This window comes from Limnomicrobium aquaticum (assembly GCF_040545545.1).
GTDB classification, from domain to species: domain Bacteria; phylum Pseudomonadota; class Alphaproteobacteria; order Rhizobiales; family Rhizobiaceae; genus Ensifer_A; species Ensifer_A aquaticum.
Genome location: NZ_JBEPMB010000019.1, coordinates 1 through 16,087 on the forward strand (window position 1 = coordinate 1; position 16,087 = coordinate 16,087).

Here is a 16,087-nt window from a genome sequence, read left to right on the forward strand (position 1 = left end):
GCGCGCTCGTCCAAACAATCCAACCAGACGAATGTGCGAACTATCTCGAAAACGCCGGATATGTTTCCGTTAAAAGGTGAAACGCTCTAGCCGGGCAGAGCGCCGCCCAGCCCCAAACAACGCGGTATTTGCGCCGTGCGAGGTGCTGACACTGTTTCAGGGTTTGGAGCAATCTATCCTCAAGCGGTACATTTCCTGGAAGAGATCAACTGGCTGCAAATCGCCTATGGCCGTGATCCTGCTGGCGACGCGTGGGGACTCGAAAGTGATCAGCCGGCCAACGATTGGCCCGCGGCAGATCGGTGAGGAGACCGTCGCTTACTCTGTCAAGCACTTTCGGGGCTGGCCCCACATGACGGTTTGCCGGAGTGTTAGACCTGAAAGCCGCCACAGCTCGGGCACCCGGATGCCAAATTTCCACATGAAGTCGCTGGCTCAGGACGCCACCTTCACGCCGCGGCCGTAGACGAGCAGCATGCTGATGATGACGGCGCCGTAGATGATCTGGCGGCCGGCTTCGGGCATCTGCATGATCGAGAGCACGGAGTTGAGGAGAACGATCAGTACCACCCCGACCAGCGTGCCGACATAGCGGCCCTGACCGCCGAGAATGCGGGTGCCGCCCAGCACGACGGCGGCGATTGCCGGCAGAAGATAGGGAAGCCCCATGCCCTGATAGGCCTTGGCCGAATAGCCGGCCAGAAGCACGCCGGCGATGGCTGCGCAGACGCCCGAAGCCATGAAGGCGCCGATGATGACCATGCGGGTGCGAATGCCGGAGAGATAGGCGGCACCCTCGCGGTTGCCCGTCGCATAGATCGATCGCCCGAAGCTCGTGCGGGTGAGGATGAGCGCAATGCAGATCGAAACGAAGGCCCAGACGAAGATCGCGACCGGGATGCCGAAGAGCCGTTCGGCGGCGAGAAAGCGCATCAGCGGCGTTGCCTGGTCCTGCGGTGCAAAGCCGCCGGTATGGGCGACCATGAGGCCGCGCAGGACGGAATCGACCCCCAGCGTGAAGATCATCGAGGGAATGCGGAGATAGGCGATGCCCAGCCCGTTGACGAGCCCCACCGCCAGACCGACCGCGATGCCGGTCGGCAAGGCCATGTTGCCGCCCACGCTTGCCGCCATCATGGCGGATGCGGTCAGCGTCCATGGCACGGAGAGATCGATATGGCCGAGCAGGATGACCATCATCATGCCCGCTGCCACGATGCCCAGGAACGATCCGGTCTGCAATTGCTGCAGCAGATAGTTGGGCGACAGCAGCGGCGCCGAGCCCTGCACGCTCAGCGTATAGCCGGTGCCGATCAGCAGGATGACGACAATGAACAGCGATGCGACGGCGATCGGCTTGTTCTCGGGCCGGATACTGGAAAGGAAACTGTTCATCACATCACCTAGCGAAAGAGGTCCAGATTGTTCTTGACCCGAAGCGTGCGCAGCGCGCCGAGGCTGACGGCTGCGAGCAGCACGATGCCTTCGATCAGCGGCTGCAGCAGCGGATCGATCGAGACAATCCGGAAGTAGAAGGAAATGACGCGCAGGATGCAGGCCCCGACCAGCGAGGCAATCGCTCCGCCAATGCCGCCCAGAAGCGACGTGCCGCCCAGCACTACGGCGGCGATGGAATTCAGCGTATAGGCGCCGGCCTGCATCACGTCGGCATTGCCCGACGAGGTCTGGATTGCCAGATAAAGTCCGCCGCAGGCGGCAAAGAAGCCGGCGAGCGCAAAGGCTGCAATCTTGGCGCGGTTGATCGGAAGGCCGGACATGTAGGCCGCCCCTTCCGCCGAGCCGATGGCATAGACCGTGCGTCCGGTGACGGATTTCCGGAACGGGATCCAGACCGCAAAGGCGACGACCAGCAGTGTGATAAGCGGCACCGGTATCCAGGAGACCGGCGCAAACCATGCGGCATCCGGGTCGAACAGATGATAGGTATCGACAAGGTCGCGAAGGCTGTTGGTTGAAGCCCAGTTGAGATCGGCGTCGATCTCGCCGCCGGGCTTGGGGCGGATGAAGAGTGCAATGCCGATGGCAATAGCCCCCGTTGCCAGCGTGACGATGATCGGCTGCAGCCGCCCGTAGACCACGATGATGCCGTTCATCAGGCCAAAGGCTGTTCCCGAAAGCAGCGTGACGAACATGCCGAACAGGATTGCGGCGGGAGAGCCGTGGACGAGTTCGGAGGCAATGCAGGAGGTCAAGGTCATGACCGCGCCGACACTGAGGTCGAGACCGCCGAGAAGAACCGGCACGGTCTGCGCCATCGCGAGAAAGGCAATGGCGACCGTCTCGTTGGCATTCTGAACCAGCACGGCGGATGAAAATCCGTGCGGATGAAGGATGTTGTAGACCAGATAGATGACCAGCAGCAGGGCAAGCGCGCCATAGAAGGCGCGGCTTTGGCGGAAGCTGTTGGCGAGAGCATTCCTGATTTTGTTCATGCCTGCCCTCATGCCGCCGACTGGGTGTTGATGTTGAGCGACGCCGACACGATGGCTTCCTCGTTGATGGCCTCACCGCTGAGTTCCGTCGTGATTGCTCCGTCATACATGACGGCGACACGGTCGCAGCAGCCGACCAGTTCGGCATAGTCCGTCGAATAGAAGAGGATCGCCTTCCCCTCGTCGGCCAGTTCGCGCATCAGCTTGTAGATTTCCTGTTTTGTCCCGACATCGATGCCGCGGGTCGGATCGTTGAGCAGAATGACGTCCGGTTCGGTCATCAGCCATTTGGCGATCACCACCTTCTGCTGGTTGCCGCCCGAAAGCGTCGCCACGGCATCCGTCGCCTCGTTGATCTTGATCTGCAGCTTGCGAATGCCATCCTCGACAGCGGCCTTTTCCTTGCCACTGTCGATGAAGGGGCCGCTTGAGACCTTGTCGAAGGAGGCGGCCAGCAGGTTGTCGGCAATCGACATGGGCAGCATCAGCCCTTCCGTCTTCCGGTCTTCGGGAACGAGCGCAATGCGTGTCCTGCCGGTCTTGGCGGCATAGGGCGAGGAGGGCGAAATGGTGGTTCCGGCGGCTTTCACCTGCCCGCCAACGCCGCGAAGCACGCCGAAGAGGGCGAGCAGCAATTCCTTCTGGCCCTGACCGTCCAGCCCGCCAAGGCCGACGATTTCGCCCTTGCCGACGCTGAGATTGACGCCCTTCAGCCGGTTTTCCCAGGAGAGGTTCTCGATCTCGAAATAGGGGGCTGCCTGGCGCGGGGCGGGCTTCGGCGGGAAATGCGCCTCGACATCCCGGCCGATCATCAAGCGCACAATTTCTGCCGGAGAGCGCTCGCCCCTTGCAAACGTGTCGACATGGCTGCCGTTTCGGAAAACGGACAGCGTGTCGCAGAGCCGCTCGACTTCATGCATGCGGTGGGAGATGAAGAGCGACGCGACATTCTCGGTCTTCAGGTCACCCAGAAGCCCATAGACGGTTTCGACATCGCGGCTTGTCAGCGCCGAGGTTGCCTCGTCGAGGATCAGGACCTTGGGCGCCATGCCGAGCGCCTTGGCGATTTCCACCATCTGCCGGCGCGACAGTGACAGGTCGCGCACCAGTGCGTTGGGGTTCACGTCCTCGCATTTGATGCGGGCGAGAAGCGCTTCCGCGCGGCGCCGTTGCGCGCGCCCGTCGATCAGTCCGAAGCGGCGCGGCGGATCGGAAATCGAGATATTGTCCGCGACCGTCAGGTCGGGCATCAGCGACAGTTCCTGGAAGATGCAGACGATCCCGGATTTCGCGGCCTCGGAGGGCGAGCGAAACCGCGCCTGCTGCCCGTTGAGATACATCGCGCCCGTGTCGGGCTGCAGAACCCCGGACATGATCTTGATCAGCGTCGACTTGCCGGCGCCGTTCTCGCCGAGAATGGCGTGGGTGCTGCCGCTGCGGCAGGCAAAGTCCACATCCTTCAGCGCCCTTGCGCCCGAGAAGGATTTTGAAATGCCGCGCAATTCGATAATCGGAACACCCGCACGGGGACTGTCGTTCACGATTCCTACTCCTCCGGGTCAGGTTGGCCATAGTTTACTCGACCAGCCGCGCCCGCCGGGATCGACGGGGAAGCCGGATGAAGGCATGCCGGCCGGAACCGGCATGCTGCATGTCAGGTCTGGGCTTACTTCGTGTTGGACTCGGTCTGCGCCATGATGGCGGGGCCCGAGATGTTCACGCCGCAGGGCGGGAACTCGTTGACGGTGAAGAAGTTGTCCGGAAGATTGGACCAGTAGTTCTGGCCGTCCTTCAGCTCCTTGTAGGTGGCGACCGGCAGCGGCACCGAGATGAGCTGCGGCATGACATTGCCTTCGAGCGCCGAGATCGCGGCCTTCATCGCAATGGCCACCAGGCCCGGCGACTGGCCGATCGAAATGCCCTTCAGGCCATCGGCAGAGTGCTCGGCAATGGCCTTGCGGAAGCCGTTTTCGGATTCACCGGCAATCGGCACCCACGGATGCTTGGCGTCCTTGAGCGCCTGGATGACGCCGTTGGAGCCGCCCTGGCCGACAACGGCATCGAACTTGCCGTGGACGGCAATCGCGTCCGCCACAACCTTCTGCGTGGTGCCATCATCCCAGTTGCCGACAACGGAGACCATTTCCCACTTGCCGCCATCCTTCTTGAACACCTCGTTGATGCCGACAGAGCGGTCGCGGTCAACGGAGTTTCCGGGCAGGCCGCGAACCTCGAGGATCTTGCCGCCCTTGACGCCCTTGGCATGCAGTTCGTCGAGCGCGAACTGGCCCCACTTGCGGCCCATTTCGAGCTGGTTCTCGTTCACCTGCATGACCTTGTCGGTGTCGAGAACGTTGTCGAAGGGAACCAGCACGACATTGTTCTTGTCGGCGAGGCGGATCACGCGGTCGAAGCCGTCCGGCGCGACCGCGATTGTCACGATGGCGTCATAGCCCTGGTTGATGAAATCCTCGATCGCGCCCAGCTGGGCCGGCGCGTCCGTTCCCGTCGAGACGACCTTGAACTCGGCGATCTTGCCCTTGACGGCCGGATCTTCGGCATAGGCCTTGGCGGTCTTGATCATCTGGATGCGCCAGGTGTTGCCAACGAAGCCGTTGACGATGGCAACCTTGTAGGGCCCTTTCTTCTTTTCCCACTGCAGGTACTTGGTGTCCGCGCCCCACGGCGCGAAGCATTTGGGCTCGGCGCCGGGGCCCGAGACGATTTTGGGTCCGGCAACCGACAGGCCTGCGCTCAGCAGCAGGGATGCCGTCGTTGCAATCAATAGTACCTTAAGTTTCATTTTCCTCCTCCTTCGGCACCCTCTCTCCGGTGCCCGCTTTGGCAGACGCCACCCCATGCGTGCGTCTCATGCAACTGCAGGAGGGCCTCCTCCGTCCGGCAGTATCCCTGACCGTTCCGCCTACTCTGCGCGCCGAGATTGCCTGCGCCTCATCAATCGCTGGACAACTTAAGCTTTTTTTTAGCAGAACTCATATACGGACAATTAACAGGGCGATCAGGTTATAAGTCAATAATAATATTACTAATAGGCGACAAAAAACGGACACGGCTGTTGTCCGTCTCTTCGTAGTGGGTCAACGCGAGCGGTCGCCGCACGTCGGCAAGTCAAACGGGGTCTGGGGTGACGGCGTAATTTCCGCCTGCACGAGGCTCGTATGTCAGCCCGAGGCGCGCTCGACGAGCTGGCATTCCACTTTCAGCTGGTCATGCGAGCTGTTCAGCCCGCCGGCAATGTCCTGAATGAGCTCGACGGCCATGGAACCCATCTCGTACATGGGCAGATGGAAGGTCGTCAGGGGCGGGCGCGTGAACTGCGCGATGTCGCGATTGTCGAAGCCGACGACGGCAACGTCTTCCGGGATTCGCTTGCCGAGTTCCTTGAGCGCCTCGATGCAGCCGATGGCCATCAGGTCATTGGCGCAGAAGATCCCGTCGGGCGGGTTCGGGAGCTTCATCAGCTCGTGGGTCTTTGAGTAGCCCGAGGACGGTTCCCAGTTGCCGTAGTGAACGAGTTTCGGGTCGAAGGCGAGATCGTTGCTGGCCAGCGCCTGCTTGTATCCGTGCAGTCGGTCGCGGGGGTTGTCGAGGCCCTCCTGGCCGTTGATCAGGGCAATGCGCTTGCGCCCGTTGCGTATCATCCGCTCCGTTGCTGCGCGAGCACCTGCGACGTCACCGGGGATGATGGACGGCAGGCGGCGTTGCTGGTCGTAGCAGTTGACGAGCACCGAAGGCGCGCGGAACAGGGCTTCCGGAGGCTCCACCTTGCGGGTCAGTATGGTGCCGAAGATGTAACCCACCAGCGTCTGGCTTTCGCAGACCGAGAAGACCGCTTCCTGCGGGTCTTCGTCCTTGCGGTAGACGCCGAGAGTGACGATCATGCCGAGTTCAAGAGCCTTCTGGCGCGCGCCTTCATAGGCCAGGGCCATCCAGGGGTCCGTCGTCAATTCGTCGACGGTAAAAACGATGACTTTGTTGCCATTGCCGTTGGCCGACGCGGTGCGGTTGGAAAGCCTGTAACCGAGTTCAGCCGCGGCATCGAAGACGCGTTTCCGTGTCGCTGCACTGAAACGCGCTCCGGAGCTGCCATTGAGAATGAGTGAGACTGTCGCCTGTGAGACGCCCGCTCGCGCGGCGACATCCATCATTGTGGGTTTCAATGCATTCTCCATGACCGATGCCACAGCCGACTGTCAGGCACGCAATCGTTCAGGACCTGAAATGCCTGATCCGGTCAAATGCCACGGCAACTATGATGAAGGTACCTATGAACATTCCCTGCCAGAATGTCGAGATACCCAAAAGGATCATCGAATTGCGGATGACCTCTGTCAACAGCGCGCCAAGCAACGCGCCAATGGCGGTGCCTTCGCCACCTGCCAGGTTCGCGCCGCCGATGACAGCCGCTGCGATCACCGTCAGCTCCATCGACTGGCCGAGATTCGTCGTCACGCTGCCGAGCCACCCCGCCATCAGGATGCCGGAAAGGCCGGCGGTGAAGGCGGAGAACATGTAGATGCTGACCTTGATGCGTTTCACCGGAATGCCGGTGAGGACTGCAGCGTTTTCATTGCCGCCGATGGCGAAGACATATTGTCCCCAGCGGGTCCATTTGAACGCCAATGAGACGACGACGGTGAGAAGCGCCAGAGCGTAAAGCGGATGCGGGATGCCCAGCGTCGAACCGCCGCCGATCCACAGCAGAAGGTTATGGTCCGGGCCGAATTCCCACATCATCTTGTTGTCCGAAAGCACCATGGCGAGTGAGCGGACGCCCGATAATGTGCCCAGTGTGACCACAAAGGCTGGCATGCCTCCATAGGCGATCAGCACGCCGTTCAGCACGCCCACCAGCAATGCAGCTCCGAGCGCCAGAACGGCGGCCGGCCAGAACCCCATACCACCGGCCATGAGGACGCTGATGACCATGGCGCTAAGCGCCACCGACGAGCCGACCGAGAGGTCGATGCCACCGGAAGCGATCACCGTCGTCATGCCGATGGCGATGATGCCGACGAAGGCGAAGTTGCGTGCGACGTTGAAGAGGTTCCGTTCGGTCGCGAATGTATCGGTGAGCAATGTCAGGGCCACGCAGGCCACGACGGCCGCGAGGAAAACCCAGAAAAGCTGCAGGTTCGTCATGCGGGCCAGAAGGGTCTTGTGCTGGCTTCGTGCGATAACGTCTTCGATTGTCGTCATGACCTTCCCCTCCTATGCCGCTTCGATCGCGCCGGTAATCAGTCCTGTGACTTCCTCCGGGGTGGAGCGGGCGGCCGGCTTGTTGGCGACCAGTTCGCCGCGCCTAAGCACGGTGATCCTGTCGGCGACGCTGAAAACGTCCGGCATGCGGTGAGAAATCAGGATCACGGTGATGCCTTGATCGCGGAGCCGGCGGATCAGCTCCAGCACCTCATGCACTTGCCGAACCGAAATGGCCGCCGTCGGCTCATCCATCATGACGATCTTCGGCCGGGAGAGGAGCGTGCGGGCAATGGCGACCGCCTGCCGCTGGCCGCCGGACATTTTCCGGACCAGATCGCGCGGGCGCGTTTCCGACTTAAGCTGTTTGAAGAGATCGGCCGCCACTTCGTTCATGTGGCGATAGTTGACGTATCGGACAGGACCGAGCTTCGCCATCGGCTCGCGGCCGAGGAAGACGTTGGAGGCTGCTGTCAGGTTGTCGCATAGCGCGAGGTCCTGATAGACCACCTCGATGCCTTCGCGCTGCGCATCTTTCGGCTTGTGAAAAACCACCGGCTGGCCGTCGATCGAGATCTCGCCCGCGGACGGAGCGAAGTTGCCGGCGATGATTTTCACAAGCGTGCTCTTCCCCGCGCCATTGTCGCCCATCAGCCCCAGAACCTCCCCGGGATTGAGCGAAAGTGAAACCGAAGAGAGCGCCTGAATGGCTCCGTAACTCTTCGATATTCCCGACAAAACAAGCCTCGACATGCATCGCTCCTCCCCTTTTTTCCGAGAACACGGGACCTTTCCTCCCGTCTCGTCTGCTCTCATTAAATTAATAATAGCTTGACTTAATATTATTAGTAAATAAATATCTCAACCAATAAGAGAAAATGATCAGGGGGGACGGATGAAGCTGCTGGTGACAGGTGCGGCCGGGAAGGTTGGTCAGGCTTTTTTGCCCGCCTTCCTCAGCGCGCAGCGGTTTTCCGGCTGGGACGTCGTTGCTCTTTGTAATAACCGGACGATTGATGCAGGCGAGCGCGTACATGTCGTGCGCGGTTCAATGTCCGATGAAAGCGTGATTGCCGAGGCACTCGAAGGCGTGACGCATGTCGTGCATCTGGCGGCGGTCAAGGAGACGCCGGGGCAGGCCATCGATGTTGCCTTGAAGGGCCTTTATCTGATGCTCGAACGGTTTCGCGTCGCGCCGGACGCGCGCCAGTTCCTGCTGCTCAGCGGCGATTGCGTCGTCGGCCATATTTTTCAGGACTATTCCGCGCCGATCACCGAGGCGGCGCCACGGCGCTCCTATCCCGGCAGCTACGCGCTGACCAAGGTTCTCGAAGAGGTGATGCTGGAGCAATACGCCATTCAGTACGGCCTGAGCGTTACGACGCTGCGCGCGCCCTGGATCATGGAGAAGGACGACTTTCGCTATGCGCTCAGGCTGGACGACACGCAGTTCGGCGGCCCGGCCTGGGAGACGCTGCTGAATGAGGTGACCCTGGAGCGGGTGAGGCACGGGGGCTACTACCCCCTCCTGAAGGATGCGAACGGCGGTTTCCTCAAGCGGAACTTCGTCCATGTCGATGATCTGGTGGAGGCGATCCTGCTCTCGCTGGATAACCCGCAGGCCTTTGGCGAACTGTTCCACATCGCGATGAACGAGCCTGTCGATTACGGCGCTCTCGGTCCGGTGCTCGGGAGGAGCGAGCGGCTCGAGGGTCTCGAGATCGAGACGCCCTTTCACAGCAACTGGCTCGACAACACCAAGGCCCGGAAGGTGCTGGGCTGGAACCCTTCGGTCGACCTTGAGGAGCTGGTCGAGCGTGCATGGAAATACCGGCGCGGGGAGGGAGACCCGCGCATCGTCTGGTATCCCGGCTGAGGACGCTTCCTTCGTCGGCTTTTGCAAAGGAGGAGAAGTGCAATGAAATTCAAATATCTGGCAATAACCGCCCTCTCGGCGGTCGCGCTTTACGCCGGACAGGCCGGCGCCGCAGACAAGAAGACTTTGGCCATCGTGGTCAAGGGGCTGGACAACCCGTTTTTCGAGCAGATCAACCTGGGTTGCAAGAAATGGCTCTCGGAACATGCCGACAGCGAGTACAAGTGCCTTTACACCGGACCTGCTTCCTCGGCCGATGAGGCCGGTGAAGTGCAGATTGTCGACGATCTTCTGACCAAGGGCGTTGCGGCCATCGCGATCTCGCCCTCGAATGCACCGGCCATGGCCACCCGCATTCGCGAAATCGCACCGAAGGTGCCGGTCATGACCATCGATGCGGATTTCCTCGAGCCGGACCGCATGCTGCGCAAGACCTATCTCGGCACTGACAACTATCTGATGGGTGTCAAGATGGCAGAGCAGGCCAAGGCGCTCAAGGCCAAGGGCGGCTCTGTCTGCCTGCAGCTCGGCAACGTGGCTGCTGCCAATATCAATGCCCGCGCGCAAGGCTTCCGCGACACGCTGGCAGGCGCGAAGAATGTCGACAGGCTGACGGGCCAGAACGGCTGGAAGGAAATCGAGGGATGCCCGGTCTTTACCAACGACCAGGCGGACCTTGCCAACCAGCAGATGTCGGATGTCTTCACGGCCCATGCGGATCTCGACGCCTTCATCCTGATCGGCGGCTGGGCGCAGTTTGCTCCGCAGGCCTATACGCAGGTTACCAACCAGGTGATGGACAAGCTGAAATCGAAGAAGCTCGTGATCATCGCCGGCGATACGCTGCCGCCGCAGACGCAGGCTTTCCGCGAGGGACGGAGCCACGCCCAGGTCGGTCAGCGGCCTTTCGAAATGGGCTATCGCGCGCCTGACGTCATGATCCAGCTGATCAAGGGCGAGAAGGTCGATGATCCGCTTTACACCGGTCTCGATGTCTGCACGGCCGAAGCGCCGGGCTTCTGCGAGAAGAACTGAGACCTCCGGGCGGGGCAGTCGGCCCACATCGATCTTGCGCCGCTCAATACGGACGTTCGGGAGCGCAGAGGTTCCGCGCTTCGGAACGCTATCTTCAACCTGAAAAATTGCGGTCCGGTGGAGCGGGCCTTGGGAGGACATCATGAAGAAGAAGATTATCGCAATTTCGGCCCTTGCGGCGCTCGCGCTGAGCGCCACGACGGCCATGGCCGCAGACAAGCCCGCGCTGGCTTTTGTCGTCAATGCAGCCTCTGATTTCTGGAAGCTGGCCGAAGCCGGCGTGAAGGCGGCACAGAAAGAACTGCCGGGGTATGAACTGCAATTCCGCTACCCCGCGCAGGGGACAGCCGCCCTGCAGAACGCATTGATGGACGATCTTGTCGCCGCCGGCACGGACGCGATCATGATTTCGTCCGCAGATCCGAAGAACTCGATCGATGCGTTCAACCGGATCGCCGGGCAGGTGCCGCTGTTCACCACAGACAGCGATGCCCCGCAATCCAAGCGCATCGCCTACCTCGGTTCGTCCAACACGGATGCCGGCGTCCAGGCGGGCGAGATCGCGGTGAAAGCCATGCCCAAGGGTGGTAAATGCATGGGCTTTGTCGGCTTCCTCGGGGCGGACAATGCGAAGGAGCGCATCGCCGGCTTCAAGAAGGCCGTCGAGGGCAAGGGCATCGAACTGGTCGATGTTCGCGCCGACGACGTAGACTTCCCGCGCGCCCGCTCCAATGTGGACGACGTGCTGGCCGCCAACCCGGACATCAACTGCATGGTCGGTTTCTATTCCTACAATCCGCCCAAGATCTACGAAGCCCTGCAGGCCGCCGGCAAGCTCGGCAAGATCACGGTCGTGGCCTTCGATGAAGACCCGATTACGCTGGGCGCGGTCAAGGACGGTTCTTTCGCGGGGACGGTCGTGCAGGATCCCTATCAGTGGGGCTATCAGGGCACGAAGCTGATGGCGGCCTATCTCGAAGGCGACAAGTCCAAGATTCCGCAAAACGGGCTGATCATCGTTCCGACGAAGGTCATCGACAAGAGCAATGTCGATGCCTTCTCGAGCGAACTGAAAGCCCGCATTGGCGGCTGATCGTCTGCATCCCGATGTTGACCTGCGCGCGACGCTGTTTGCGCGCAGGCTCATGACGGGAGCCGCTGGAGCGCGCGCATGCCTCACCTTGAAAAGCCCATTTCGCTGGAACTCGTCGGTGTCACCAAGATCTATCCCGGTGTGATCGCTCTGGACGACGTGTCGCTTGCCATCCGCGGCGGCGAGGTTGTCGGTCTGATCGGCGAAAATGGCGCGGGGAAGTCGACGCTGATGAAGGTGCTGGGCGGCACGATCGCTCCGGACCGCGGCCGTATCGTCATTGATGGTTCCGACGTTACGGACCTGACGCCAGCGCGGGCGGTGGAACACGGCATCGCCTTCGTCCACCAGGAGCTGAACCCCTTCTCCAATCTCGATGTAACCGCCAATGTCCTCTTGGGCCGCGAAATCCGAAAAGGCAGGTTCGGCGTCCTGGATAGCAAGGCCATGGAGGGGAGGGTTCGCCCGCTTCTTGAGATGCTGGGGACCCGGTTCGGGCCGAACGATCCGGTCTCCGGCCTGTCGCTGGCGGACCAGCAATTGCTGGAGATTGCACGGGCTCTTTCCATCAATGTCCGCCTGCTGATCCTCGACGAACCGACCTCCAGCCTCACACTGTCCGAGACGCAGCGGCTGCTGACAATCATCCGGCGTTTGCGCGACGATGGCGTGGCGATCCTCTTCATCACGCATCGGCTGGGCGAGGTCGAGGAGATCGCAGATCGCGTTGTCGGCCTGCGCGACGGCAGGAATGCCGGCGGGCTTGAGCGCGCCGATATCGACAAGGATGCGATGGTGCGGCTGATGATCGGCCGCGATGTCTCTCAGTTCTACGAGACATCGGCACAGCCGGCCGGTGCTATCGTGCTCGAAACGAAGGGGCTGAGGACGCGGACCTATCCCCATGAAACGGTCAATCTTGCCTTGCGTGGCGGCGAGATCCTCGGGCTTGCCGGGCTGGTGGGGGCGGGGCGCAGCGAACTTGCGCGCGTCCTCTTTGGCATCGTCATGCCGGATGGCGGGACGGTGGAGGTGTCGGGAAAGACGGTGCCGCCTGGCTCAGTGATGGAGGCGATCAAGGCTGGCGTATGCCTCGTTCCCGAGGATCGGAAGTCGGAAGGCCTGTTCCTGGACTTTTCCGTCGCCGAGAACATCGCGGCTCCCAGCCTTTCCGCAATCTCCCGGAATGGCTTCGTCGACCGCGATGCCGAACTCGCGCTTGCCGACAATGCGCGGCGGGAGTTCTCCATCAAGGCGCCGCGACTGGAACGGCCCGCCGGCGAACTGTCGGGCGGCAACCAGCAGAAGATCGTATTGGCCAAATGGCTGGCGACCCGGCCGCGCGTCATCATTCTCGATGAACCGACGCGCGGTATCGATGTCGGCGCCAAGGCGGAGGTCTACCATCTGATGCGGCGGCTGGCGGCGCAGGGCGCTGCGCTGCTGATGATTTCCTCGGACATGGAGGAGGTGATCGGCGTCTCCAACCGGGTGATGGTGATGAGCCGGGGCCGCGTTTCGGGCTTGCTCGAACGCCATGAACTCTCCGAGGAAAACATCCTCCGGCTTGCTGTCGAATAGGAAGGCTCACATGCACAAGAAAGATCTGGGATTGGCGGTGCTTGTTCTCTGCGTGGGCACGATCGTCGCCCTCGTCAATCCAAGGTTCATCTCGCCCGTCAATCTTGCCAATACCGCAAACCTGATCGGGCTCTTCGGCCTGTTCTCGATCGCCGAGGCCATCGTCATCGTGACGGGCGGCATCGAACTCTCCATCGGCTCGGTCATTGCGCTTCTCGGCGTCATCTTCATCGACCTCATCGCCACCTGGGGCGTTGCGTGGCCGGTGGCGCTGGGCGTCGTGCTGGTGCTGGGCATCCTGATCGGACTGCTGCATGGATGGCTCATCACCAGACTGCACCTCCAGCCTTTCGTGGTCACGCTTTGCGGCCTGCTGATCTATCGCGGGGTTGCCCGCTTCTATACCAAGGACGGAACGGCGGGGTTCACCTTCGGGTCGGACTTTCCTATGCTGGAACGGATCGTGGCGGGCCGCACCGCCGGCATACCCCATTCCGTCATCGCTTTTGCCGTCGTCACGGTGGTCGCCTGGTTCATCTTGCATCGCACTGTCTTCGGCCGCCATCTCTTTGCCGTCGGCAAGAATGAGGTGGCGGCCCGCTATGCCGGGATCAATACCCGGCGCGTGATCGTCTCGGCCTATGTGCTCTGCATTTTCCTGACCGCCGTCTCGGCCGTCTTCTTTGCGATGTATACCCGTTCGGTCCAGCCCGCCTCGCACGGCAATTTCTATGAGCTCTACGGAATTGCCGCCGCCGTGCTGGGCGGCTTCTCGCTCCGGGGTGGCGAAGGCTCCATCATCGGCGTGGTGCTGGGCGTCATCCTGCTTCAGGTTCTGCAGAACCTCGTCAATCTGCTCGGCATCCCCTCGTCGCTCAACTTCGCGGTGATGGGCAGCGTCATCCTGCTCGGCGTGATCGCCGACACGCAGGTCGAAGCCTACAGGCAGCGACGCCGGCATAAAGCGACGATGTCCGGCCTTGCCAGACAGGTCGAAGAGGCCAGCTAAGCGCGTGCGAAGAGACCAGCAGTTGAGGTATGAACCAGCGACACGCACCGCAAGGCCAGGCGTCTTTAGTGATTATGGCGGGGCGGCGTGCGTGCGATGCCGCGGAAATCGGTTGCGCCCTTGATCGTAGCGCCCTCCGAAAGCTGCGTGACCGTCTGTCGGTAAAGTATTTGCCACGGCGTCGCCGAAGGTGGAACATTCGGAAGGCCGTCGCCCTTTCTCATCTCGATTTCGTCTTGCGATACGAGCATGTCGCATCGACCCTCATTGAAGTCGAGCCGGATCGTGTCGCCGGTTCTCAGAAACGCAAGCCCGCCGCCGGCCGCGCTTTCGGGCGAAGCGTTGAGTATCGAGGGGCTGTCGGCAGTTCCGGATTGGCGTCCGCCGCCGATGGTCGGGAGACTGGTAATTCCCTTCTTGAGCAGATGGTCCGGCGGCTGCATGTTGACAACCTCGGCCGCGCCCGGCCAACCGAGCGGTCCGGCGCCGCGAATGACGAGAATGGTGCGCTCGTCGATATTGAGCGAGGGATCATTGATCCGCGCGTGATAATCTTCCGATCCGTCGAAAACGACTGCCATGCCCTCGAATACGCCCTCGCTGCCCGCCGCCGAGAGATATCGGCGGCGAAATTCCTCCGAGATCACGCTCATCTTCATGATCGCAAAATCGAACAGATTGCCTTTGAGAACGAGAAAACCCGCGCGCTCCTTGAGCGGCTCGCCATAGGGTTTGATCACCTCGCGATCGGTTGCCTCCCGGCGCTTCAGATTGTCGGCAACCGTCTTGCCGGTCACGGTCCGGCAGTTGCCGTCGATCTTGCCCGCCTGCAGCAACTCCCACATCACCGCCGGGACGCCGCCGGCGCGGTGGAACCGCTCGCCGAGATAGGTGCCAGCCGGCTGGACGTTTGCCAGCAGCGGAATATCGAAACCGTGAATCTGCCAGTCCTCGGGAAAAAGTTCGACGCCGACGTGCTTTGCCATCGCTGCGAGATGCGGCTGAGCGTTCGTCGAACCGCCGATCGCGGAATTCACCTTGATCGCGTTGATGAAGGCGTCGCGCGTCAGGATGTCGGAGGGCTTGATTCCTCCCTGACCAGCTCCACCGCTCGAAGGCCGGTGCGATAGGCCATCTGACCGCGTTCGCGATATGCGGCCGGAATGGCGGCGCAGCCTGTCAGCGACATGCCCAGTGCCTCGGCCATCGCATTCATGGTCGAGGCGGTGCCCATCGTGTTGCAGTGACCGACGGACGGCGCCGAATCCAGTGCAGCCTCAAGAAATTCCTCGCGCGACATTTCGCCCGCCGCCGTCGCACGCCTTGAGCGCCAGATCACGGTGCCGGAACCGACCAGGTCGCCATCGTGCCATCCGTCGAGCATCGGACCCCCCGAAAAGACGATCGCGGGAATGTCGATGGTGTGGTCTTGTCGCAGCCGGTCGTCAAGACCACGCCGTCGAGCGGATAGCCGTAAAGGATCTCGACAATTCCAAGATAGGCAAGGTTGTGGTCCAACGCTGCCGTAGGCCGCTTGCAGTTTTCAAACAGCGGATGCGTGGGGAATTCGATCGGGATGCCGCCGGCGTCGCGGATTCCGTCGCGGACGCGCCGCGCCAGTTCGAGGTGGTGCCGATTGCAGGGATTGAGGTCGCTGCCCGACTGGGCGATGGCGATGATCGGTTTGCCGGCGCGAAGCTCCTCGGGCGTAATGCCGTAATTCATTGGACGCGCTAGCCCAAGTGCGACTTTGGTCGGCGTGACAGTTTCTCGGTTCGGTAGCCATGTCCGATAACATTGGCTCGGAAGACCTCGGCAGG

12 protein-coding genes and 1 pseudogene are annotated in these 16,087 nt (G+C 61.7%); 5 read left to right on the plus strand and 8 right to left on the minus strand.

Annotated features, from left to right (window positions below; translation table 11 throughout):
* Positions 1 to 435: 435 nt before the first annotated feature.
* The 7 genes from ABID16_RS23275 to ABID16_RS23305 all read right to left on the minus strand — a co-directional run bounded on the left by ABID16_RS23275 (position 436) and on the right by ABID16_RS23305 (position 8,426).
* Positions 436 to 1,395: an ABC transporter permease gene (locus tag ABID16_RS23275; protein ID WP_354558771.1), complete on the minus strand. Its 960-nt coding sequence runs from the start codon at positions 1,393 to 1,395 to the stop codon at positions 436 to 438.
* Positions 1,396 to 1,403: 8 nt separating this feature from the next.
* A complete protein-coding gene (locus ABID16_RS23280) occupies positions 1,404 to 2,453 on the minus strand; it encodes an ABC transporter permease (RefSeq protein WP_354558772.1) in 1,050 nt (349 codons plus the stop codon).
* Positions 2,454 to 2,461: 8 nt separating this feature from the next.
* Entirely contained in the window at positions 2,462 to 3,994 is a 1,533-nt protein-coding gene (locus tag ABID16_RS23285; protein ID WP_354558773.1) for a sugar ABC transporter ATP-binding protein, read from the minus strand.
* 125 nt (positions 3,995 to 4,119) lie between these two features.
* Positions 4,120 to 5,256 (minus strand): sugar ABC transporter substrate-binding protein, encoded by a 1,137-nt coding sequence (locus ABID16_RS23290; protein WP_354558774.1) that lies wholly within the window; start codon positions 5,254 to 5,256, stop codon positions 4,120 to 4,122.
* 379 nt (positions 5,257 to 5,635) lie between these two features.
* Positions 5,636 to 6,634: a LacI family DNA-binding transcriptional regulator gene (locus ABID16_RS23295; RefSeq protein ID WP_354558775.1), complete on the minus strand. Its 999-nt coding sequence runs from the start codon at positions 6,632 to 6,634 to the stop codon at positions 5,636 to 5,638.
* A 49-nt stretch (positions 6,635 to 6,683) separates the two neighbouring features.
* The gene (locus tag ABID16_RS23300; protein WP_354558776.1) at positions 6,684 to 7,673 is read right to left on the minus strand and encodes an ABC transporter permease; all 990 of its coding nucleotides are present in this window, start codon (positions 7,671 to 7,673) and stop codon (positions 6,684 to 6,686) included.
* Between the two features lie 12 nt (positions 7,674 to 7,685).
* The gene (locus ABID16_RS23305; protein ID WP_354558777.1) at positions 7,686 to 8,426 is read right to left on the minus strand and encodes an ATP-binding cassette domain-containing protein; all 741 of its coding nucleotides are present in this window, start codon (positions 8,424 to 8,426) and stop codon (positions 7,686 to 7,688) included.
* 142 nt (positions 8,427 to 8,568) lie between these two features.
* Between ABID16_RS23305 and ABID16_RS23310 the strand changes: the two genes are divergently transcribed.
* From ABID16_RS23310 to ABID16_RS23330, 5 genes are all read left to right on the plus strand, one after another.
* On the plus strand, positions 8,569 to 9,549 hold the full coding sequence (locus ABID16_RS23310; RefSeq protein WP_354558778.1) for an NAD-dependent epimerase/dehydratase family protein: 981 nt from the start codon (positions 8,569 to 8,571) through the stop codon (positions 9,547 to 9,549).
* Positions 9,550 to 9,591: 42 nt separating this feature from the next.
* The gene (locus ABID16_RS23315) at positions 9,592 to 10,584 is read left to right on the plus strand and encodes a substrate-binding domain-containing protein (RefSeq protein WP_354558779.1); all 993 of its coding nucleotides are present in this window, start codon (positions 9,592 to 9,594) and stop codon (positions 10,582 to 10,584) included.
* Between the two features lie 142 nt (positions 10,585 to 10,726).
* Complete coding sequence (locus ABID16_RS23320) at positions 10,727 to 11,677, plus strand: sugar-binding protein (RefSeq protein ID WP_354558780.1); 951 nt, start codon at positions 10,727 to 10,729, stop codon at positions 11,675 to 11,677.
* Positions 11,678 to 11,755: 78 nt separating this feature from the next.
* Complete coding sequence (locus tag ABID16_RS23325) at positions 11,756 to 13,258, plus strand: sugar ABC transporter ATP-binding protein (protein WP_354558781.1); 1,503 nt, start codon at positions 11,756 to 11,758, stop codon at positions 13,256 to 13,258.
* Between the two features lie 10 nt (positions 13,259 to 13,268).
* Positions 13,269 to 14,267 (plus strand): ABC transporter permease, encoded by a 999-nt coding sequence (locus ABID16_RS23330; RefSeq protein WP_354558782.1) that lies wholly within the window; start codon positions 13,269 to 13,271, stop codon positions 14,265 to 14,267.
* Between the two features lie 65 nt (positions 14,268 to 14,332).
* Here the strand turns inward: ABID16_RS23330 and ABID16_RS23335 are convergent.
* Positions 14,333 to 16,013, minus strand: a pseudogene (locus ABID16_RS23335) (IlvD/Edd family dehydratase); the annotation flags it as partial.
* Between the last annotated feature and the right edge of the window lie 74 nt (positions 16,014 to 16,087).